Annotated in this window: 20 protein-coding genes; 3 read left to right on the forward strand and 17 right to left on the reverse strand. The window is 47.5% G+C overall.

From position 1 onward, the window contains the following. The first annotated feature begins 139 nt into the window (after positions 1 to 139). Positions 140 to 964 carry a protein-glutamine gamma-glutamyltransferase gene (locus CHI14_RS06440; protein WP_095287564.1) on the forward strand — a complete coding sequence of 275 codons (825 nt, stop codon included), beginning with the start codon at positions 140 to 142 and terminating at the stop codon, positions 962 to 964. Positions 965 to 1,142: 178 nt separating this feature from the next. On the opposite strand, the gene infC is transcribed toward CHI14_RS06440, so the two are convergent. The 7 genes from infC to CHI14_RS06475 all read right to left on the reverse strand — a co-directional run bounded on the left by infC (position 1,143) and on the right by CHI14_RS06475 (position 9,625). Further along, the gene (gene infC, locus CHI14_RS06445; protein WP_095287565.1) at positions 1,143 to 1,634 is read right to left on the reverse strand and encodes a translation initiation factor IF-3; all 492 of its coding nucleotides are present in this window, start codon (positions 1,632 to 1,634) and stop codon (positions 1,143 to 1,145) included. Between the two features lie 97 nt (positions 1,635 to 1,731). Further along, complete coding sequence (locus CHI14_RS06450) at positions 1,732 to 2,664, reverse strand: manganese-dependent inorganic pyrophosphatase (RefSeq protein ID WP_095287566.1); 933 nt, start codon at positions 2,662 to 2,664, stop codon at positions 1,732 to 1,734. A 169-nt stretch (positions 2,665 to 2,833) separates the two neighbouring features. After that, positions 2,834 to 3,157: a (2Fe-2S) ferredoxin domain-containing protein gene (locus tag CHI14_RS06455; protein WP_095287567.1), complete on the reverse strand. Its 324-nt coding sequence runs from the start codon at positions 3,155 to 3,157 to the stop codon at positions 2,834 to 2,836. A gap of 103 nt (positions 3,158 to 3,260) precedes the next feature. Further along, positions 3,261 to 4,034, reverse strand: a complete 774-nt coding sequence (locus tag CHI14_RS06460; protein WP_249281021.1) for a metallophosphoesterase family protein — start codon at positions 4,032 to 4,034, stop codon at positions 3,261 to 3,263. A 68-nt stretch (positions 4,035 to 4,102) separates the two neighbouring features. After that, the gene (locus tag CHI14_RS06465; RefSeq protein WP_095287568.1) at positions 4,103 to 5,110 is read right to left on the reverse strand and encodes an LLM class flavin-dependent oxidoreductase; all 1,008 of its coding nucleotides are present in this window, start codon (positions 5,108 to 5,110) and stop codon (positions 4,103 to 4,105) included. Between the two features lie 244 nt (positions 5,111 to 5,354). After that, the gene (locus CHI14_RS06470; RefSeq protein ID WP_095287569.1) at positions 5,355 to 7,292 is read right to left on the reverse strand and encodes an LTA synthase family protein; all 1,938 of its coding nucleotides are present in this window, start codon (positions 7,290 to 7,292) and stop codon (positions 5,355 to 5,357) included. Positions 7,293 to 7,510: 218 nt separating this feature from the next. Then, a complete protein-coding gene (locus tag CHI14_RS06475; RefSeq protein WP_170948030.1) occupies positions 7,511 to 9,625 on the reverse strand; it encodes a putative PEP-binding protein in 2,115 nt (704 codons plus the stop codon). 252 nt (positions 9,626 to 9,877) lie between these two features. Between CHI14_RS06475 and CHI14_RS06480 the strand changes: the two genes are divergently transcribed. Then, the gene (locus CHI14_RS06480; protein WP_095287571.1) at positions 9,878 to 10,255 is read left to right on the forward strand and encodes a VOC family protein; all 378 of its coding nucleotides are present in this window, start codon (positions 9,878 to 9,880) and stop codon (positions 10,253 to 10,255) included. A gap of 161 nt (positions 10,256 to 10,416) precedes the next feature. On the opposite strand, the gene CHI14_RS06485 is transcribed toward CHI14_RS06480, so the two are convergent. From CHI14_RS06485 to CHI14_RS06525, 9 genes are all read right to left on the reverse strand, one after another. Next, entirely contained in the window at positions 10,417 to 12,072 is a 1,656-nt protein-coding gene (locus tag CHI14_RS06485) for an AraC family transcriptional regulator (protein WP_249281022.1), read from the reverse strand. Positions 12,073 to 12,191: 119 nt separating this feature from the next. Continuing rightward, positions 12,192 to 13,199 carry an ABC transporter substrate-binding protein gene (locus tag CHI14_RS06490; RefSeq protein WP_170948031.1) on the reverse strand — a complete coding sequence of 336 codons (1,008 nt, stop codon included), beginning with the start codon at positions 13,197 to 13,199 and terminating at the stop codon, positions 12,192 to 12,194. A 174-nt stretch (positions 13,200 to 13,373) separates the two neighbouring features. After that, complete coding sequence (locus CHI14_RS06495; protein ID WP_095287572.1) at positions 13,374 to 13,751, reverse strand: hypothetical protein; 378 nt, start codon at positions 13,749 to 13,751, stop codon at positions 13,374 to 13,376. Continuing rightward, the gene (locus tag CHI14_RS06500) at positions 13,744 to 14,433 is read right to left on the reverse strand and encodes a 3'-5' exonuclease (RefSeq protein WP_095287573.1); all 690 of its coding nucleotides are present in this window, start codon (positions 14,431 to 14,433) and stop codon (positions 13,744 to 13,746) included. Before CHI14_RS06500 ends, CHI14_RS06495 begins: the two co-directional genes overlap by 8 nt. A gap of 5 nt (positions 14,434 to 14,438) precedes the next feature. Further along, a complete protein-coding gene (locus tag CHI14_RS06505; RefSeq protein WP_095287574.1) occupies positions 14,439 to 15,023 on the reverse strand; it encodes a histidine phosphatase family protein in 585 nt (194 codons plus the stop codon). Beyond that, positions 15,020 to 17,200 (reverse strand): class I SAM-dependent methyltransferase, encoded by a 2,181-nt coding sequence (locus CHI14_RS06510; RefSeq protein WP_095287575.1) that lies wholly within the window; start codon positions 17,198 to 17,200, stop codon positions 15,020 to 15,022. Before CHI14_RS06510 ends, CHI14_RS06505 begins: the two co-directional genes overlap by 4 nt. A 31-nt stretch (positions 17,201 to 17,231) precedes the next feature. Next, positions 17,232 to 18,047, reverse strand: a complete 816-nt coding sequence (locus CHI14_RS06515) for an aminoglycoside phosphotransferase family protein (protein ID WP_095287576.1) — start codon at positions 18,045 to 18,047, stop codon at positions 17,232 to 17,234. Between the two features lie 17 nt (positions 18,048 to 18,064). Beyond that, complete coding sequence (locus tag CHI14_RS06520; protein ID WP_170948032.1) at positions 18,065 to 18,655, reverse strand: GNAT family N-acetyltransferase; 591 nt, start codon at positions 18,653 to 18,655, stop codon at positions 18,065 to 18,067. A 6-nt stretch (positions 18,656 to 18,661) separates the two neighbouring features. Next, the gene (locus tag CHI14_RS06525) at positions 18,662 to 19,108 is read right to left on the reverse strand and encodes a RidA family protein (protein ID WP_095287577.1); all 447 of its coding nucleotides are present in this window, start codon (positions 19,106 to 19,108) and stop codon (positions 18,662 to 18,664) included. A gap of 370 nt (positions 19,109 to 19,478) precedes the next feature. Between CHI14_RS06525 and CHI14_RS06530 the strand changes: the two genes are divergently transcribed. After that, positions 19,479 to 20,423 (forward strand): glycoside hydrolase family protein, encoded by a 945-nt coding sequence (locus tag CHI14_RS06530; protein ID WP_095287578.1) that lies wholly within the window; start codon positions 19,479 to 19,481, stop codon positions 20,421 to 20,423. A 137-nt stretch (positions 20,424 to 20,560) separates the two neighbouring features. Here CHI14_RS06530 and CHI14_RS06535 read toward each other — a convergent pair whose 3' ends face one another. Further along, entirely contained in the window at positions 20,561 to 21,433 is an 873-nt protein-coding gene (locus CHI14_RS06535; RefSeq protein ID WP_095287579.1) for an AraC family transcriptional regulator, read from the reverse strand. Positions 21,434 to 21,517: the final 84 nt, after the last annotated feature.

Here is a 21,517-nt window from a genome sequence, read left to right on the forward strand (position 1 = left end):
CATTTTGTGTGCGCTTTCACACGGGGATTGTTCTAAACAGAGTACAATTCCGGGTACCAATCGCAATATAAATGAAAAGATACGCGTGAGGTTCCGTTCACACAAGCCCGAACATCCAACGAAACGGAGGTTGTCATGTATGATCATCGTTGCGAATCAACCGCTTGATTTGGTACCTTCTCAGTGGTCTGCTTTTGAATGGCATTGGTTGCAGCAGCTTCAGAACAGACCGACCCTATATTTCTATCAGACCATGGATCATCTGCAATTCGAATGGAAGCTTCGTGCCTCTCTGGTTCATGCAGCTGAGGGATTGAATGCCAGCGGGGTCAGCTTTGCTTCATTTGAAAAATCCCGATGTAATCCCGCCTACTGGAATCTCAACAATGAGGGAGGATTTGAACTCAAACCGAATGTAACTCCGGCTGAAGGCATTCGGGATATTTGGAGGAATGGTTCGCTGTATGCATTTGAATGTGCAACTGCAACAGTCATTGTGCTGTACGGAGGGGTGCTCGAAAGTATTCGCGAAGAGGCCTTCAATTCACTCTTTCGCGACTTACTGCTCTTCGATTGGCACTATGACAGTGATCTGCGCTTAACCGAGAAGAACGGCAGCCATACCGCACTTCCAGGGGATGTACTTTATTTCAAAAATCCGGATGTCTCTTCCGAAACGCCAGAGTGGCAAGGGGAAAATACGATTATGCTCCGTGAAGATTTGTATTATGGTCATGGCATCGGTATTGCCTCCGGGGGACAGATCATTCGTACATTGAACCAATTCCGAACTCCCGGAAGTCAAGTTTCAGCGTATTTAATGGATAACGTGATTTATCCCGATTTTTATTATCTATCCCGATTCGCCGAAAATAGTGATATGAATGCACCTGCAGGAACGACGCCAATATTGCCCGGACAATTATATGTACGGATTGGCGGCAGTCGGTATCTCCGAACATGAAGCTGAACGTTTGGTTAACGAGGATTCAGAGAACAGAAAAACGTTTGACCACAACATAAATAAAGCCCAATGAAAAAACAGATTCACTGCCTTTTCATTGGGCTTCTGAGCGTAAATGTATTGGGAAACCTCAACGCCTTTCCACACTTCCGCATGCCAGGCATAAATCAACCTGTTGTTATGTGTTTGGGTCCAACTGGACAACAACCTGCTTACCACTTACCTGAATACCTGTTGTTTTGGTGCCATATTCAGCCAGCGACTTGCTTAGCTGCTCAGCCCACTCCTTACCTGCGGCGCCTTCTTTGCTTCCGTGAACCTGTATGACCAGCTTAACCGAGTCACCTTTTTTCAAGATACGTTCCGCCTGAGCTTGTTTTGTATCCCGATCATGGTCTTCCATCTGCAAGTTGAGACGAATCTCCTTAACCTTGCGTTTATCCGGCGATTTACCGGATTTTTTCTTCTCCTGCTGAGCTTCCTGTTTGGCTGCTCCAGCACGGATGAGTTTGCAGGGTGGCGGGCTTGTCATCAGGGACAGGCATACCAGATCCACTTTATGCTGCTTGGCAAGTGCCAAAGCTTCTTTTGTGGACATAATACCGAGATCTTCGCCGTTCAGTCCGGTCAGTTCAATCTCGGATGCTTTGATCTTTTCATTCTTAATCATGGTGTGTCCTCCTTTACGGCAAAAGCCTGTCCTGACCTATGACAGATCAGAGCAGGCTTGGATCAGATTAATGCTATGTTCGTGTTAGATGGTTCAATTACAGGTTATTGAAAGCTTCGGTCAGCACAGGGACGATTTGCGATTTGCGAGACACGACGCCTTTCAGCAATGCCTTACTATCAGAAAGTGTCACATTGTATGCTTGCTCAACCGCTTTGGTAGACTTACCGTAAGCCAGTGCAACGGAATCATTGTTCAGAATGTCCGTTACCACGAATAGGAACAGATCCAGCCCTTTACTTGAAATAATCGCTTCGATTGCTGCTTCAAGTTCTGGTTTTTTCACAAGCACATCGTTAACGTCAACGGCGTTTACTTGTGCAATTTCCACTTTGGCTTGTCCCATGGCAAACTCTTTGGCATCCAGGGAGATCAGTTCTGCAATTGTTTTCTGACTCAGATCCGCGCCGGCTTTCAACATATCCAAACCGTAGCTGTCAGCATCCACTCCCGCAATGGCAGCCAGCTCACGTGCTGCTGCTACATCCTGCTCTGTGCAAGTTGGGGATTTGAACAACAGGGAATCCGAAATGATCGCGGACAACATCAGTCCTGCAATCGGTGCGCTAATTTCAACGCCGTTTTCTTTGTACATTTTATTCAAAATGGTTGCTGTGCAACCTACCGGTTCTGCACGGAAATACAGAGGCTGGCTTGTTTCGAAGTTAGCAATGCGGTGATGGTCAATAACTTCAGCTACAGTAACTTCCTCAATATCGCTTACACTTTGCTGACGCTCATTGTGATCGACCAGAATAACCTTGTTTACTTCGTTCGCAGCCGTTTTGATCAGGCGTGGAGCTTCCACCTTAAAATGATCCAGTGCAAACTGGGTTTCACCGTTCACTTCACCAAGACGCACAGCTTCAACGTCCTGTCCCAGTTTAGTTTTGAGATCCGCATAAGCAATTGCAGAACAGATCGTATCCGTGTCGGGATTTTTGTGACCAAAGATTAACGCTTTTTCCATATTTATAGCCCTCCGTCAATTGTGATTAGAATAATCATGTCATAATTCAAATCATACCTTACTGATTATAGCGTCAATAAGACTTAATTCCAAACCCTTAACAGCGAATTGATTAAATTCGTTCTCAGGGTCTGCTTCATCACTGGAAAAAGGGAGGAACCCTGCGGTATTATTTGGAGGCCGTTTGAGCCACGTTCGCAATCAGGTGACTCTCCAGCTTCTCCCCATCACAAAGTGCCTGTACCAATGCCCGCCCGGATTCCGGAGTCATTTTGCCATACCAGTCTCCCTGCGGATATACGATTGTCACGCAAGCATCGTCACAGCGCCCGTTACAGCGTGTTCTTGTTGTATGAATAAATCCACCAGCCTGCTGCTTCAGAATTTCATCCCGTACAGCCTGAGTGACTTCCTCTCCTTCATTCCGCATGCAAGTACCACCGTTGCAGAGCAGGATATGGTGCTGAAGTTGATCCAGATTATAAATAGCCAAAACTCGGTTCATTCCCCTCGACTTCTATGATATGTATTGATAATCAATTATCTTTCATAAAAATATAAAGTAGCACACGGAACCTGGATACGCAATGCAAATATTAATCTGCCGAGCCTTCTCCAGTCTCTCCCCTTTTCACATGAAACGTCTGTAAACTGCCATCCTCACCGATCTCAAGCAGGTTCAATTGCTCACCGTACGCGCATCCGCCATCTATGCCGATCTTGTCACCACTCGGGTCAAACCAGATATCTGAATAATCATGCAGGTGCTTCACTGGTGTGTGTCCAAATACCACCGTATCCGGGATGGATGTGGGCCTCGAGTAAAAGGCCTCCCGAATCCAAATAAAGTCCCGTTCAGGCTGACTGCGCCAATCCTCTACATCCGGATTGATTCCTGCATGCACAAAGATATAACCTGGCACTTCATGAACAAGGGGCAGTTCACTCAGAAAACGGAGATGATGCTCGTATCGGCTGCGAATCCAGTGCTTGGCTTCCATGTATGCAGTCCAATCCATCTGTTCTTCATCAAAACGGATCTCCACATAACTGCCCAGTGTCTCCAATCCGCCATTGCGAATCCAGTGCATATCATACTCTTCCACGTCATTCATTAGGGCTTTGACCATCATCGCATCATGATTTCCCTTGATCACCACTACACCATGGTTCTCCCTAAGTTCCATGATCTGCTCAACCACCTGCCGGCTTTTCGGTCCCCGGTCCACATAATCTCCAAGGAGAATCAGTTCATCCTGATTGAGGTCAACATGCACTTGACGAAGCAGCGCATTGAATTCATCATAACAGCCATGAATATCACTTATGATACATCTGCGAATGTGAATTCCTCCTCTCTGCTTACACAAGAATACAATTGAAGTCCCGCATAGCGGGACTCCAACCCCTTAGAATATAAATTCCCGTTCAACTAGCTCTAATCCTTCTTGAGACCAAAAGCTTCAGCAATCAGGCCAAAAGAGCGCAGGCGTGCATCAAACGAATGAATAGCAGATGCAATAATGACCTCGTCCGCTTCATGACGTTCTGCCATGGCCGTAATTTTGTCCTTCACTTGATCCGGTGTACCAATAATGGAGAAGGAGCGGCGCTGGCGAATCTGTTCCATTTCCATCGCTGTATAAGGATAATTATGGACTGTTTCCAGCGAAGGAAATGAACTCTGCTCTAATCCTCTGCCGAGACGCAAAAAGAACAGCTCATTACTACGGGCCAGTTCTGCTGCTTCCTCCTCCGTCTCTGCACAGAATGCCGCTACGGCAATCATGGAATGAGGTTTGTCATTCAGAATGGATGGTTTGAAATGTCTGCGATAATATTTCATTGCTTCTTCCCCGCCAGGTGTTCCGAAAAACTGTGCAAATGCATAGGACGTTCCCTGTGCTGCAGCAATCCGGGCACCTTCCGAACTGGAGCCCAGCAGCCATACTTCAGGCACCGTTGGTACAGATGGTCCGGCTACCAGAGATGCAAAACGGTGATCCTCTGGCAGCTGCTCGTGGAAATAACCGCCCAGATCAGCAATTTGCTGCGGGAAAAATTGTACATTGGAAGCCTTGCCCTCATTCAGAGCCCGGCTCGCAATCGGCATGCCGCCTGGCGCTCTGCCAATGCCGAGGTCAATTCGTCCAGGGTGCAGTGCCTCGAGCAGACGGAAGTTCTCCGCGACTTTGTAGGCGCTGTAATGAGGCAGCATAACGCCACCGGAACCGACCCGAATTCGATCGGTATGAGCTGCGACATGAGCGATCATAACCTCCGGACTGGAGAAGGACAGTGCTCCGCCGCCATGATGCTCGGACATCCAGAACCTGGAGTATCCCAGTTCATCGGCATGCTTCGCTAACGTCACAGTCTCCTGAAGTGTGTCCTGCACACTGCGTCCTTCATTGATATGTCCATGTTCGAGTACACTAAGTTTCATCTATATTCATTCCTCTCGTCTAATGGGTTGCTGGCCATATTTTTTAATGCAAAATTCACACTCACTTCATTGTAACATTATTAATTACAGTTTCAAAATCTCTTTACTCTTATCTGTGGAATGGCAATTAAAAACATGGTCCTCTTACTTCCTTAATATACACGCTTCCTTGTAAACTGAATAAAAAAATGCCACCAGCAACAGCTGGTGGCACTTCCTTTTGAATCAAAGCTTTATGTTCTGATTAGGGTGCTCGTTTGGGCAGCAGCTTCACATACTCGTCAGAGAGCCTCATAAGGCTGAGCACATGCTCGTAATCGGAACGATACGGCTCCAGATCGGTAACCGGTTCATATGTTTTAAGCGAATATGCTGTTCCGTCATCAAAACCTGCACCTGGTATAAACATAATGTCATTGTTGACAAACGAGCCAGTCGGCAAGTAATACCGAATACCGAATGCATTGTGGTCCATATTCAGCAGGTCATGCCCAAATGCAGTGAACTGTTCTTCTTTTAACGAAACACCCATGAGGTTCATGACTGTAGGCAGAATGTCGAGCTGACCACCAGGCTGTTCAATCACTTGACCCTTAACCTGGTTAGGCGTGTGAATCAAGAGTGGGATATTAAAACGGCTCACCTTGCCATCATACGGAACATTCAGATTGGCTTGAATCTGTTCGGTAATCTCGTCATTTGCGGGCAAGCCGAAGTGATCCCCATAGATAACGAGTGTTGTATTCTCCCATAACCCGTTCGCTTTCAGCTCATCAATGAGCTGACCGACAGCATAATCGGTGTAATTAATGGCCTGCAAATAATCGTGAAGCAATGTGTTCGTGATCGTTGCAGGAATGGTAATGCGCGCCCGATCCGCTGGAACCGTGAACGGCGAGTGGCTCGATGCGGTAATGAACTGGGCATAGAACGGCTGATTTGCCGCTTGGTGCGCAGCCATTTTTTCCACACCTACACGATATAACTCCTCATCCGAGGGACCAAAATCGTTAAAGCGGTCATTCTCGAAGCTCGGCTTATCGAAATATCGATCAAAACCGAGGGCCGGATACATCTTGTTCCGATTCCAGAACGTTACGTCATTCACGTGAAAAGTCTCCGACTGGTAGCCTTCGCTGCGAAGCAGCTTCGGTAGGCTTGGCAGCTCGCGGTCGCTATATCCGGCTGACATCGGAACAACCCCGGTTGGATAGATGGACGTATTGGACATAAACTCGGCATCCGAGGTATTTCCCTGACCGATCTGTTGGAAAAAATGAGAGAAATAATAGCTTTCTTTGGCTAAATCGTTCAGTACCGGTGTCAATACCTGACCATCCAAGGAAGCGTTAATCGGGAAATTCTGAAAGGATTCCAATTGCAGAACAATCAGATTGCTACCTTTGGCCTCACCAAAGTATTTGGCTTTAATTGACGATCCCTGGTTAGTTTTGTCCTGATATGGATATTGGCTCACCAGTTGATTAATCTTGTCAATGGTTTCATTGATATTGCCATTTGCTATAGCTTCGTTTTCTTTGCTGGTTAATATCGCCGAGGACACCTGATAATTCAGAAATCCGAGATTCTCAGCTCGCACCAGTTCGTTATCAATGGTTTCGCCTTTGACAATAAAACTGCCTGACAGCACGATACAGAATGCAGCCGTAAGAGCTACCCCCAGCTTGCCCCAGTATCTTCTGCGCATTTTTCCGAAATGCAAACCGCTGTCCCGGTAACTTCCGTTTCTGACACCCGACCGCCGACGACGCAACATGAGCCAAACCGGCAGTGCAAGCACGATGTCAACAAAGAACAAAAAATGGGAAGGCCGTATCAGTGGTCCAATACTTCCCCGTACCTGTGCAACCTGCCCGATCTCGCTGAGTGCCGTATAGGTGGGTACGGAGCTAAAATGCACGTTATACAGCGTTGCCGCAAATAGGACGAGGGAAAAGAGGAGGTTAAAGCCGCCGTACACCATCCGCTTCCAGCGTTTCGGCACAATGAGATCCAGGATGCACACGATTGTCAGAGCTGCCAATGCATCCGTCACCAGACCGATTCCGGACAGCCCTTGGAAAAAGAAATACCGCAAAAGCGACAGCTTCAGCAGCATAAGGATAAATAAAACGGCAAATAACATCCGTGAGGAGGTCCGTTCATTTTTGGAATTTAACATGGTCGCTTTCAACCCTTATCTGAAATTTTACGTTCGTTTAACAAAACGCATATTTCAGTATAACAGTTTTGCTATTTGTATTCCATGAACGGACCCGAATTCCTGTAACCAGCATGTTGCAGCATCCGGTCCCCATTGAGATTAGGACAAGAACGGCTAAACTAATTTATAATTTACCTATAGGAAGACGTTCATTGACTCGTGCCAATTGACCTAGGTCAAGCTGTCGTCGATATATCATCATCCTGTGCGTTACTGTTCTGCATTCGTGCAATGAGTACCGCCTGTGCCGCAGCTATTCTAGCAAAAGCCACCTGTTCAGGTGGGCAACTTACGTAATCCATTCCCATATGCTGGCTGTAGGTAAAGGTACTCAGGTCAACATGTTCCTCCGCGCAGAGACCCACTCTCAAATGAGGTTTACGGAGCCGAGCCTGAACGACAGCGCGTTCCAGTAGTTGTTCTCCCCCATCCAGATGCAGCATCTCTGCTCCAAATGACAGGAAATCAGCCTGCCTGGCTGTATGTGCCACGGTCAGTGCCATTTGAGCCCCTTCAATCAGCGAGCCTACCCTGTAATGGCAGTGACGTCTCTCCTCCCCCAGAATCTGTTCAGCCACTTGATCAATTAGTTCTCTGATTACTTGCAGCTCGCTACCGGGTCCTCTTGACGTTACGAGAATCTCGGGGCGAACCCACAATCCCTGGCGAATGCCTTTGAGCGCTGCTCGAAAGACGGCCTCTGCCTGCATTTCGTAGATTTCCGGGAAAACGGTTCCAAGATGACATCCATACTGCCTGCTGATTGGATGCTGCTCATGCAGCCGCTCAACAAGCTGAATCATGCGACTCAGCTCCTCCTGATTCACATCAACTCCTCTTGCATGCCCTGCCTGTAATCCTCCTTGACGTCCCACCAACTCATCCACATCCGGGAGAAGTTCATATAATGGAGGATCGAATAGTCTTATCGTTACCGGAAATCCGTTCATTTCCTCGAAAATCTGCTCCACATCAGACTGCAGCATGGGCAGCAGCCGTTCAAGGCCGCGTTTGCGCTCGACGTCAGTTTCAGCCAGCACCATCTTTTGCACATAAGGCATCCGCGAGCTAGACAGTAACATATGATCGGTTCGGCAGATGCCAATTCCGTCGGCTCCAAGCGTGCGGGCCATGGCCGCATCACGAGGATGACTTGCATTTGCGAGTACCGTTATATTTTTCACATCATCGGCCCACTCAAGCAACTGCTGAAGTTCAGATGTGGGAATTACGTTAGAAGACTCGACACGCAGCAGTGCCTGTTCCCTGGTTATCAGACCTTCATTTGCAAAATCCACTATGGTGCTGATCACAGCTTCAGGAGTTAAACGTGCATCCCGGGCTTGTAAAAGGTAAAGCTTCCCCGACTCAATCACAAATTTAATTTCCTGAACAGCGGTGTTCACTCTCTCCAGCTCACGGCTCGCTTGCAACAGCTGGCCAACCAGCTCTGGTTCCGCATGCCTGATCTGTTCCAGTTCCTTCAGGTCATACCCGGAGCCTGTAAACGTCATGTACTCGCCATAGACCCCTTGGGCCCCAGTCAACGGATGACGTGAGTAGATTGTACCGCTTCCACAGCGGTCTCCACACTCTCCATTCACCATCACTTGAATCAAAACGGGCATACCATAGGCGATCGAAGTGGAGCTCAAGGTTCGGTTATGCAATCCTGGACCAGAAAGGGAGAATGCCTGGATGATCCTGTGCAGTTGAAGCCGCACATCCTGAGGGAAAGCGGGATGCCCCTGTTCTTCAATGACGTCTTTATACTGCGCTATAGCGTACTCCAGTCTCGTTTCATCCAAACTCGTGATATCGCCCAATCGTTCATCGAAAACCTCAAGCGGGATGCCATGAACCAACCAGCCATAATTCTGCAGCAGCACCCGGTAGCAGTTGAGTGCATACGGGCGGTTGTTGATTCGCCGGGCAAGTCCCTCTACTGTAATGTCATTAAGTCCTACGCTTAGCAGCACCAAGGAGTTCGCATCCCGGGGAAGCACGTCACTGGATTGCACAGCTAGCAAAAGCGGAGCCTCCGGATCACCAAAGGCTGTGCCCGTATGCCGTTCCAGCTGACGGACTGCCTTGGCCAGATCTTCGGAACCTTCGGCAAAAGTTGTTTCTGAGCAGCTAAGGAACTCGTGACAGTGTTCCGTTGTAATGGTGAATCCTGCCGGAACAGGCCACCCCGCCTGGCATAACTCCGCAAGCGCGGCTCCTTTACTGCCCAATAGTCCTTTCATCTCTGCCGTGCCTTCTTCCAACAGAACTACCCGTGTCGTCATTACAGCGCTCCCATCCGCCATTCCATGGCTATGCTTAGAGGTATTCAGTTGTTGCCGAATTCCCCTCTAGTTAATGGTATGATGCAAACGCCCAGTCAAGGACATCTGTGTACGCATTTTGTACTCGGAATGTAAACGTTGATCAAAAGAGTTTTATGGTATTATAAAACTGACTCATACGAATGAACTTAAGAATGGCGAATCCTATCATTTCAAGGTTTGAACAATACGATAACTGGGGAGTGAGTATCATTGTTTAGCAAAGTTGGTCAAATCATGTTGTATGTCAACGATCAGGACAAGGCCCTTCAATTTTGGACAGAAAAAGCAGGCTTTCACGTGGTCTCCGAAGTCAACGGCGAGGGTATGCGCTGGATCGAAATTGCTCCTGAAGAAGGTGCCGAGACAACCATTATCCTTCACGACAAGGAATTCGTAGCCAAAATGTCCCCCGAGTTGAATCTGGGCACACCTTCACTCATGTTTTTCACCAAAGATCTCGATGGGCTCTATGCGGACTTGGCCAGCAAGCAGGTTACGTTAGGTGAACTGGTTACGATTCCGGGCGGAAGAGTCTTCAACTTTGCTGATGATGAAAACAACTACTTCGCTGTGATGGAAAGAGAGTAGATTCGTGCTCCCTGTGCTCCCTACTTAGGCGGGCGCTATGATTGCCACCCTTCATAATCACACAAGAAAGGCGTCTGACAAAGAGTCAGCCGCCTTTTTAACTGTTATCATATATATGATCTAATTGATACAGCTCCAGCACATGCTCTTCAAAAGGTTGTCTAAGCCAACACACGCAGGATATCATCAATTTTCTTCCCATGGGAGATAACCCCGTAATTCATCCAGGTTAGGAAGTCCACTTCGTACACGCATCCGTTTCTTACTGCTGCAAGCTGCCGCCATTCCCTGCTGTCCAGCAGCTTCCGTTCATCTCCGATCGCTGCAGAATCCAGACAGTCAAATGTAATAAATAAATGATCTGCCTGCAATAGCTTCAATTGATCAACGCTTATGCTGATTCTACGTTCCTTCAGTGCCCATTGCTGCACCAGAGGATGTGGCGTTAACCCCAAATCCTGATACATTACAGGTCCCACATAACCCTGCTGTACACCGTACAATACAATTTCAGAGGCAGTGATCCGCAAGAAAGCTACCGTCTTTCCTTGCGCAGATCGTGTTAGTTGAGCGTTGGCCTCACGGGCCTTTTCTTCATATGAACCTACGACGTCCCTAACCCGATCTCCTTTTCCCAATACATCCGCTGTTGATCTTAAAATGGAGCGCCAGTCCTCTCCCTTATGATTTACATAAAACGTAGGCGCCACCTGTTCGAAACGGGCCAGATTCCACCGCTCATAGCCGTCACTCAGCATAATAAAGTCCGGCTTATGGTTCTCTTGGAACATTGCATCCTGTTGGGTCACATCGAATTCAGGAACATCATCCATCCCCAAGTAGTGCTGTTTGCCCCACAAATGGTGAGCGTATTGAAGCACGGGCTCCACGCCTAGCGCTAATACAAAATCTTCGAGGTACGGTGCAAATACTCGCACATCCTGACGATAATGACGTCTGTATACTCCTGGTGAGATGCCAGCATATTGCTTAAACCGACGACTGAAATAATATTCGTTACTGAATCCAACACTTTGGGCAATATCGTGCAGCCGATCATCTGTCAGCTGTAATAGTTGTTTGGAACGTTCCAAACGAATTGAATTTACATAATCCAAAGGTAGCTTGCCGGTCATCTCCTTGAATTGCCGCGTATAGCTGGACCTGGTAAGCCGGGTACCCGCAGCCAGATCATCCACCGTCATGGGTTGGTTATAATGATCACGGATATAGCGAATGGATTGCTGTAAGCGAGTTCGATAATCCATGAAAGCATTGGTCGAATCATTTTGCAGAAGCAGCATCCGGAACCATTCCTGGAAACGAAGCTGCCGGTCCCATTGTTTCAGCCAATCCTCTGTCGCCTGCTGCTGTAACAGTTGATCCAATATATCCAGACAGGAGCTCCAAGGGATGTAGGACAACTCAATAGGAGATGATGTTTCCGTAATAACTTGCGACTGCGGAAAAGCAGGACTTGTCTCTTCGAGTGGAGTGGTGGATCCCATCTTGCTTGTCTCACCAGCGACCAGATCAAGCTTATAATAATGCAGCTTGGATTCTGAACCAACTCCAGTTTGCAGAGGTAAGACGGGTATATCAGAAGGGAAAAACAGAATCGTCCCTTTTTTTAACTTGAAAATGACATCTTGTGCCATCAGCTCTCCCTGTCCTTGGGTTACGACAACGATCGAATGGCCCTTCGACGATGTGCATTCTAAACCATTGTAAGCCAAGACAGAGTTTTGAACATATTGAATATGCTGAAGTGAACACAGCCAGGGCATGGGGAGGATCTGTTCTATGGTATGAGGCATTCGTCATCTTCCTTAATTGAGAATAGTTATCATTAGGAATAGTCTAAACCAAAAAAGAAAGCTCTTCAACCCTGGTTGAGGAGCTTTCTTTTTTTTACTTTACTTTCTATGGCTGTTCATTACGGTGTCATTTGTTCCAGAAGATCATCCATTTTCATCGAGTTTGCTGTAATTGCACCTGATTGCCAGTGAGATCTCTCCATCTTGTACACTTTATTGCTTTTCACGGCAGGCAGAGAATTCCACAGTTTGCTATCCAGTACCTTGATAGCTTCCTGATTCTCCGGAGAGGACCAATCTCCATCCGAAGGGAATATGATGATCCGGTCTGCATCGATTTGCGGGATCGCTTCCTCGGACAGAACCTCCTGAAAAGCTTCCATGCTTCCGGCTAGGGCATGAGGTGTCAAGCCAAGCTCTGAATATATGAATCCGGTGTAGCGGTTTTTTACTCCGAACAGCACCAGGCTGTTATCATCCACATTCAGGCGGACAACCGCCACTGTCTCGTCTCCAACGCTTTCCGCAAGCTTGGCTTTGGCATCCCTGATTTTCTCTTTGTAGGCCGCAGCCACTTCCACACCTTTTTCCTGTTCCCCTACAATATCGGAGATTTTAGCCAAAACCTGCTCGGAATCCTGCAGGATGCTCTCAGGTAAACGATATGTTGGTGCCACTTTGGAATACATCTCATATTTTTCCCTGTCTACTCCACCATCCACAATGATGAGATCCGGATTATATTCCAATAGAGCTTCAATGCTGCCTGTAGTATCAAATTGAGGCACATCCAGGTTCAGATAGTCCTGTACGCCCCACATCGGATTATACCACTGCACGACAGGTGTGATATCCAGAGCCTTGAGATAATCCTCCACATAGATCCCGGCAATACGCTGTGGATGAACCGGAATCGTTACATCTCCGAATTCATCCTGTACCACACGTGTTTCTGCTTCTTGGTTCGTCTCGGATGAATTGCCGCCGCTGGCCGTTGTGCTCTCCGTCACTGGCGACTGAGCCTGTTCCTCCGTTGCTCCGGAATTCGAACTGCATCCCGCGATAATTGATGCCATGACCAGAACGGTGATTCCCCAACCTTTGATCCCTTTATTGAAACTTGCCATGCTACTCTCCACCCCTATGTAATCAGCTGTATTAAAGAGAATGCGCGTCTACAATGATTATCATTCTCAATTAATGTCTAAGGTGAATTGTACCTTATGCCTTGCTTCACTCACAATACACATTCGAATCCATTTTCTTATACAAACGAAAGATACAGAACACAATTGCCCCTGCTAAAGCAGAGGCAGCTTTCTGTTACGATAACACTCAAGCAATTGACCTACGAAGGAATGCTCACTCTCACCCTGTAGCATTGCAGCCCCAATAAGGCCAATATCATCGCTCACATATCCAGCCAATTCGGGAGTCCCTGTATAGTGCAGCGTCTGCTTGAATGCCTGTTCCCTCGATGCACGAAGCAGTTCATCTTCAGCGATAGAATCAGCATCTTGTACCCACCTCTGGTATGCCGACATCCATTCATCTGTAAAAGCCGAATCATCACGCTTGTCCAGGTAACTGTCGATATCCAGCCCTTGAAACATCTCGTTAGTAATCAGCCTGCCTTCATTAAGTTCGTTAAGGAGCTTCTCCGCCTCTCTTCTATTCATTAGGAATCCCTCCATCTTCAGTGATGCTGTACATTTCAGGTATTTCGAATCTTCGTATGCTGCGAGTCGGATCGGCTGTAAAATGATCCAGCCCCCTCTCCTCGTACTCCCGCAGAAGGTGTTCAAGTATGCTAGCGATTACGCCGCAATCCGCCAAGGCATCATGCCTTCGAATGCCGTCTGTATTGATATTATAATGCCGAATCAGATAATCCGTAGATATGACTTCACACACCTCAGGATGTATATAGGTAAACATCGCTTTTGTATCCAGCACCTTATTGCTAAACATCTTCACGCCCAATTGCTCACAGTGGCGCTTCAGTATAGGCAGATCATACTCATACCCAGCATGGGTTACGAGAATCTTTTCCCCAATAAAGCTGGAAAATAAACGATAGGCTTCTGCAAACGCAGGAGCAGTCTTCATATCCGCATTTGATATGCCCGTTAACTCTGCTACAGCATCAGGTATAGATTTGCTAGCACGTGATAGCGTGGAGAATGTTGGATGGCCAACCTCTCCACGTTTGTATTCCATCGCGCCGAATTGGGTTATACTCTCCCGATCCGGAAGAATGCCTGTTCCCTCCAGATCAAATATGCAGTACAAATGCTCATGCAGCTTAGGGACGTGCAGATCGTCGATTACATAATGATAAGGGTTAAATGTGATTTTCATATGTTCTATTCCCCTTGCCACAGACGGGTGACTTGTACCAATTCATGCTCCATGCTAAATTCCAGCTTATAGATATCCGGCATCGTCGTACTTTTCCAGAACTCATAACCGTAGGACGCGTCGTAATGTTGGAAGATCAGGGTCATCACATCTCCATGTGTCCCGATCGCTACTTTTTGTCCCGCATGTGTGTTCAGGATCCGATGAATTACGGCTACGGCCCGAGAACCTGCCTGTTCACCTGATTCCCCGCCAGCGTATGCAAATGAAGGGTCAAGGTACAATCGTAGTTTGGATTCAAGAAAGTTGGCGTGCTTAACACGTTCATCTGATAATTGGCGTTCGCGCAAATCTTCCTCCATCAACACAGGGGCGCTCGACCTGTCAGCCAGTTCCTGAATGGTATCAACCGCCCGCCGATATGGACTGGAATAATACCATTGAATCTTCTCCTGACTGAGAACTTCTGCAACATTTGCAGCATCTCGGCATCCACGCTCTGTGAGTCCTCGCTCTCGTTCCTGTCCTTCCACATAGGCTGATTCCGCATGACGCACAAAATACAGGGTAGTTCTGAACTCTTTACTCATCCGTCAGCCATTCCTTTCTTCTTCTCAATCACAAGGAGACAAGTACTGTCTGGCAAGCGTGCAGGTTGTCCGTCTTCCTTCATGAACACAATGCGTCCCTCAAGTGCCTCGGTATATCCTTCCTGCAGAAAATGCTCCAGCTTAATAATCTCTGCCTGCTCACCGAGCGCTTCACGAATACAGTTCTCGTATGCCGATGGAGTGAAAATACCAAACTGTTCTTGAATTTCGTGAACGTATGCTTCTTCGCCCCACGTATACGTATACAGGAATTCCATGGCATCATTAATGTTAAGCACTGCCTCATTCTCAGCGACCCGTTCAAATGTAATCTGCCGGCCCTGGAAATCCTGAGCATATCGTTCCAGCCACTGCATACCATCCGGTTCCAAAAACCGAATCCGTCTTTTCTGCTCTTGAGGTTCTGTCATAATGCCATCACGGATTAATATTCTTCCACCCGGCGACAGAACATGAAATGAACTTTGTAGTGCTGCGACAACCGTATCCGTGTTAAATCTCCGTCCATCCCGCTCTATATAGGAGTACAATTCATGCAGAATAGACGAGAAGATTACCGTATCCACCGTGCCTGGCTGCACGTATTGATCCAGCCTCAAGGCGTCCCCCTTCATGACCTGCCAGCGGTGACCTTCTCGCTGTTTCTTGCGCTCCAGCACTTCGATGACATTGGCAGAAATATCAATGCCTATCGGCTCCACTTCCGGCTTCTCCTGCTCAATAAGATCCAGCAGAACACCGCCACCTGGACCGATATCGAGTACACGCTTGCCAACGATGTAGTCAAGCAGCACCTTTTTATAATCCCCCGAGCTGTTCATGTCTGCCAAATACGTTTCTTCATTATGGAATCGGTCATACGCATCCCGCCGCAGTCCGAACAAATCAAAGAGCAGCAATACGGCCTTCTCATATAGCGGTGATTTCTCAGCTTCAATACAGAACGCAATCAGCTTCTCGGCCGCCGGCGAGAACTCAAAGGTCACAAAAACCGTATCCGGCAGATCCGGTTGACGCACTACGCGATGGGTCAAATGAGGATAAACGACCGGCTGCCCCTCTTCAATCTGGTTCCATGACCATTGTTCGAGGTACTTTTCAATCATTCGTTTTTTGTAAATATTCAGCTTCTTGACACCTTTATAGTCGTAATACATCGTATTCATTAATGGTTCAAAACTGATATGACGTACCTCGTCTGTGTCATTTCCGGTGTGAGTCATATCTTCACGATGCAGTGAGAGAAGGAACACTTTTACCATTTCCTGCAAGGAAAAATCCTTCAGTGCAGATTCCACATACCACAATGTACGGTGAGACAGAGGAGCCAGCATTTTATCTACATCAAGCTCTGTTTGCAGTTCAGCGTACGCCTCATCCAGCGCCTCGCCTTCGCGAATGGACGAGCTTCGGAGCCGGGATAAACGTTCCTTCAGAGGCCAGTCTGCATGATGTGGTTCGCTGATAATCCACCCAACGATTCGCTCGACTTCCGCTTCAACCTGCCGCCATAGCTTCGGATCAACGCCAGCAATGATGCATTCATTGAGCGCCATCAGAACCGTGTGCAATTCTTCAGCTGTCAGCCAGCCATGAGTGATAAAATCATGAAGCGGAGCGTTCTCGGCAAAAGGTATCTCCCCGCGTATGTATTGTCCAATCAGTCCATGCGTTCCAATGAGAGCATAGATCATTTGCTGTCTTGGCGTAGCTTCTTTCTTCTGAATTGGATTCGCCTCATTAACCTGGGCCACAGCTTTATCGTCACTACCGATGTTTCCTGTACTGCAATTAATAACATACTCCCTGTATAACTGTGCAGAACCCCTATTGTGTACAAACAAATTCACCCCTGCGCGCTGCCACGCCTTCCTTTGCTGCAATGAGCCGGCCTTGGCTGTCTCCGACCAGACCAGTACTTCCTCCACAACCTCTCGCACCCAAAAGGATACATTCAGCTGATCCAGGACGTGCAAGGTCCGCTCGACGTAGTCCAGAACGGGATTGGTTCCCTCAAGTTCAGCCATGGAATGAATGCGTTCAAGATTAATATGGGGTTGCTCGGCCGCCGCCAGCAGCTGCAGCCATAATTGCTGCTTATCTTCTGGGATGTTGCCTGTTCTATAAGAATGTATGGCTTCTAATGAGTGCAGCATGTTGACATTCACCTCGTTATTTTAGTTCAATTCATCTGTCTAGATGTTTCAATCGATCCTTCACAAGTTTCAGCACCTTTTCTGCTTCATTCCCCGGTAAGCTCTCTTCCAGGCGAGCAGCTGCAACGGGCAGAATCCATCGTTCGATCTCCTGCCAGGCTAAGCCTGATAGATGCAAGTAATGGTTGATGTACCCTTCCACTATCGTATCACGAGACCTTTCAAACCCCAATCGTATCACAGGGTCGGCATCCTCCGGCAGCGATGCGCTCGTTAATATGACCCAAGTACGTGCCACATCACCTGCAGGATCGCCCGACATGCCTGTCATCCAATCGATAACATCGTAGGCGTTCTTCATTTCGTTCATCATGACATTATCGGGATGATAATCACCGTGACAGATCTGTATCCGCTCAGGAAGACGGGTCAGATAATCAAGTATCCGGGCTTTGTCCTGTGCAGACAATAGCTGTGTTCTCTGAATCGCCCCTGACAAAACCCGCTTCTGTGAAGACAGGACTCTCTCATCATCACTTTGGGCATGAAGCTCCTGATGACAGGCAGCCAGGTGATGTACCCGTTCTTGAAGGCTTGAAGGCTGACGGAACATCATGGAGAACATCGTCTGACCTTCAATTCGTTCAAATACAATACCCGTGCGATCTCCTTCAACCATCATTTTTCGTGCCTGAGGTACGGGTAATTTCTTATCATTTAACAGTTGTGTAATTCTGAATTCATTCTGGATGACTTCAAGCGGAAAGTCAGTTTGGTACAGTTTCAAAATTTGATTGGACGAGTATGCGTAGATGTCCGCAGTTCGACCTTGACCAATAAGCTTCATACTTTAGCCTCCAGCGTTTATTCGAATTCCTTGCCCCTGATTTTGCTAAACACCATGACATCGACCAGGGTACCTGAACTGTCCCGGCGCATACTTCGCAGTATGCCTTCAAGGGTGTAACCTGCACGCTCAGCAACCTTGGCACTGCGTACATTCCGAGAATCACAGCGAATCTCCAGACGGTTAGCGTTCAGATATGTTGTTGCAAATTGCTCAATTCCCTGGACAGCTTCCGTCATTAATCCTTCACCTGCACGCGACGATCTGATCCAGTAGCCGATCTCGAAGCAGCGTGAATTCCAATCGATACGATGCAGGCCGCTGCTGCCTACAAAATCATCAGTATGCTTATCTCGCAAATGAAGAACCAGATCTGTCCGCTCCAAAAACTGTAATCTGGCTTTGCGAACATGCGCTTCGGATTCCTCAAGCGAAGGTATCTTTTCGGCAAATGGCAGCCACGGACGCAGCTGCTCAACACTCTCGCGAATAGCCTCGTTGACTTCCGCGCCATCTCCCCACTCTGGAGCTCGGATCGTGAGACGGGCTGTGTCGAAGCGCTCGGGAAAGGACAGCATCATTGGATTTATTGGTTCCATGTTAGACATAACCTCCTACTCCTCTACTTGGAATATCGAATCCACAATAAGGGGGAGGTTATCCCGTACGGAAACAGCTCCAAAAACCGAACGTGCATGCACGCCCTTTTCCTCAAATACATCCATCATTAGATCCGAAAACCCGTTCAACACCTTGTGGTGTTCCTGATAGGAAGCCGACGCGTTAACAAAACCCTGGACTTTGACTACTCGTTTCACGAGGTCCAGTGAACCAAGCACATCCTGGACCACAGCCAGCACCTCAATCCCAGCATTTCGGGCAAATTCGTATCCCTGTTCGGTCGTGAAGTCCTCTCCCAATTTGCCACGCTCCACCGTATCCGGACCTTTCCCTGATACATACATTAATCCATTTACAATAACTGCATTGGCATACTTCGCAGCCGGAGCACTTGCCTCAGGCAAAATAATTCCCAGTTCACTCAATCTCGTTGCTATCATCGCTTTCCCTCCCAAGAGACAAATGTCAAAACGTAAACCTATCAATATATTACTATTTTGGATAAACATTAATATACGCTCGATCTTAGGCTTAAGCAATGATCGCTTTGATCATGATGGACGATACTCTTTCGGTTTCTATGAATGTCACTTTGATGAAGTAACGTTATGCCCTAATCCCACTACGTACAGTTTATCAGATCATTGGATCATCCAAAAACGCTCCTATGCTGCAACTCTCTTTTTAGGATTAGTTATTATATTAATTCTATTCTTTTGAAAACGTTATATTGTAATTCCTGTTATTCTCTATTACGATAGTTACAAACAAGTACATAAATGATCTGTTTACTCAAAGGAGGACGTTATCTTGAATGCACCCTTATTTCGTGACCCTATCTTCGATGGAGCCGCTGATCCGGTGGTTGTATGGAACCGCGCTGAACAGACCTGGTGGATGATTTACACCAACCGCAGAGCTACTGCAGGAGGACCGAAGTTTGCCTGGGTTCATGGCACGGATCTCGGCGTTGCCTCATCCTCCGATGGAGGACAAACGTGGACCTATCGTGGTACGTTAACCGGTTTGGAACATGAATGGGGACATAATACGTTCTGGGCGCCGGAAATTTTCTGGCATGATAACACATATCACATGTATGTCAGTTATATTCAAGGCGTGCCCCATGACTGGCCGGATCATGACCGCCACATTTTACATTACACGAGCCCGGATCTACTGACCTGGACATATCATGGCAAACTGGAGCTCAGCTCGGACCGTGTCATTGATGCCTGCATATATCCGCTGCAGGATGGTCGCTTTCGGATGTGGTACAAGGATGAGGCCAATGAATCTCATACCTATGCCGCAGACAGCACGGATCTTTACCATTGGGATGTCATCGGTCCGGTTATTACAGGTCGCGCCCACGAAGGTCCCAACGTTTTTCGCTTTCATGACACCTACTGGATGATTGTGGACGAATGGAGAGGACAGGCTGTATACCAATCGGATGATCTGGAGAATTGGGTATGGAACAGCATGATCCTGGATCAGCCCGGGACACGTGAAGACGATGGCGTTATCGGTTTGCATGCAGATGTAGTAGTCCAGGATGATACAGCTTATATTTTCTACTTCACTCATCCCGATCGCATTGAAGGAGTGGATCATGCCAGTGAGCCTGCTCGCCGTTCTTCCATTCAAGCTGCACGTCTGGATGTTGTGAATGGGGTTATGGTCTGTAATCGGGATGAAGAGCTGCAATTACAGCTTCGTCCGGAGACAGATGAGAGTCATATTTCGGTTTGAGTCCCATGAGGTAGATGATTAGCATCCTTTATATTGTGAAACAAATTCAGAAAAAGACCTGAACAAGTTTCTGCTGCTGCAGGCTTAATCAGGTCTTTTTGTGCGATCTGCGCATGATCCTGTAATCGCTGGATTGATTATAATGGACGCGACTTCCCATCCCCCTGCCTGTATGTTCGTGGAGACATCTGTACAGTACGTTTGAACACTTTGCCAAAATGAGAAAAGTTGCTGAAGCCTGCCCGCCAGGCGATCTCCGTAATGGAGTCCTCGCTCTCGCGCAGCAGTCGCTGCGCTTCCTTCACACGAAGCAAATTCAAATAATCAATGAAGGTAAAACCCGTGGTTTGTTTAAACAATCGACTGAGGTAATGCGAACTGATTCGAAATTCTGCCGCAACTTCTGGCAGGGTAAGAGGGTTCTGAAAATTTTCGTTCAGGTAGCGAACTACGGCTTGCGTCTTGGGATGAAGGACTGGCTCGCTCTCGACAGGATATACCCTCCCCTGCTCCTGATTACGATACGCAATTAGCAGCAATTCAATGGAGCGATGGCGCAGCAGCAGGCTGCTACCAGCCTTGGGCTGAATCATCTCATCAATCATTTCATGAATAATCCGTTCTGCCGTTTCGCTAATAGGTGATGGAAGCCTTAACATCGGAACTTCCCATTCAAAGGGCTCCTTTAACCCCTCCATCAACGCAGGGGCAATACTCATTTCTTCAAAAAGCTCCTGCTTCAGATACAGTACAATTCGTTCATGATCAGGCCTTCCGCTTTCCAGTGTCTTATGTACGGCATTCCGGTCTACAAATACAAAATCCCCTGCTCTGACATGGTAAGAACGGTCTTTAATAAAATAGATGCGTTCGCCCTTCAGGAGATAATAAAGCTCATAATGATCGTGGAGATGATCCGCGGTCATGGAATAATAGCCCACCCTGCGATCATATTCAATATCCAAATATCCGGTGGAATCGTGGTAATCCGCTCGAAATGGCTGTGACATGAAGCAGCCCCCTTTTCAAGGATTATAGCAAAATAAGCGGGGTTTGAAAGCGATTACGCAAAAAATGCGGCGAAAGAAGTATTC

Origin of the sequence: Paenibacillus sp. 7516 (genome assembly GCF_002272715.1) — a bacterium.
In the GTDB taxonomy this organism is placed as follows: Bacteria; Bacillota; Bacilli; order Paenibacillales; family Paenibacillaceae; genus Paenibacillus; species Paenibacillus illinoisensis_A.

Excerpts from the sequence above, each read along its gene's own strand:
- CHI14_RS06440 (WP_095287564.1), top strand. The coding sequence starts at position 140 with ATGATCATCGTTGCGAATCAACCGCTTGATTTGGTACCTTCTCAGTGG.
- infC (WP_095287565.1), bottom strand. The coding sequence starts at position 1,634 with ATGATTAAGAATGAAAAGATCAAAGCATCCGAGATTGAACTGACCGGA.
- CHI14_RS06450 (WP_095287566.1), bottom strand. The coding sequence starts at position 2,664 with ATGGAAAAAGCGTTAATCTTTGGTCACAAAAATCCCGACACGGATACG.
- CHI14_RS06465 (WP_095287568.1), bottom strand. The coding sequence starts at position 5,110 with ATGAAACTTAGTGTACTCGAACATGGACATATCAATGAAGGACGCAGT.
- CHI14_RS06470 (WP_095287569.1), bottom strand. The coding sequence starts at position 7,292 with ATGTTAAATTCCAAAAATGAACGGACCTCCTCACGGATGTTATTTGCC.
- CHI14_RS06475 (WP_170948030.1), bottom strand. The coding sequence starts at position 9,625 with ATGACGACACGGGTAGTTCTGTTGGAAGAAGGCACGGCAGAGATGAAA.
- CHI14_RS06485 (WP_249281022.1), bottom strand. The coding sequence starts at position 12,072 with ATGCCTCATACCATAGAACAGATCCTCCCCATGCCCTGGCTGTGTTCA.
- CHI14_RS06490 (WP_170948031.1), bottom strand. The coding sequence starts at position 13,199 with ATGGCAAGTTTCAATAAAGGGATCAAAGGTTGGGGAATCACCGTTCTG.
- CHI14_RS06495 (WP_095287572.1), bottom strand. The coding sequence starts at position 13,751 with ATGAATAGAAGAGAGGCGGAGAAGCTCCTTAACGAACTTAATGAAGGC.
- CHI14_RS06500 (WP_095287573.1), bottom strand. The coding sequence starts at position 14,433 with ATGAAAATCACATTTAACCCTTATCATTATGTAATCGACGATCTGCAC.
- CHI14_RS06505 (WP_095287574.1), bottom strand. The coding sequence starts at position 15,023 with ATGAGTAAAGAGTTCAGAACTACCCTGTATTTTGTGCGTCATGCGGAA.
- CHI14_RS06510 (WP_095287575.1), bottom strand. The coding sequence starts at position 17,200 with ATGCTGCACTCATTAGAAGCCATACATTCTTATAGAACAGGCAACATC.
- CHI14_RS06515 (WP_095287576.1), bottom strand. The coding sequence starts at position 18,047 with ATGAAGCTTATTGGTCAAGGTCGAACTGCGGACATCTACGCATACTCG.
- CHI14_RS06520 (WP_170948032.1), bottom strand. The coding sequence starts at position 18,655 with ATGTCTAACATGGAACCAATAAATCCAATGATGCTGTCCTTTCCCGAG.
- CHI14_RS06525 (WP_095287577.1), bottom strand. The coding sequence starts at position 19,108 with ATGATAGCAACGAGATTGAGTGAACTGGGAATTATTTTGCCTGAGGCA.
- CHI14_RS06535 (WP_095287579.1), bottom strand. The coding sequence starts at position 21,433 with ATGTCACAGCCATTTCGAGCGGATTACCACGATTCCACCGGATATTTG.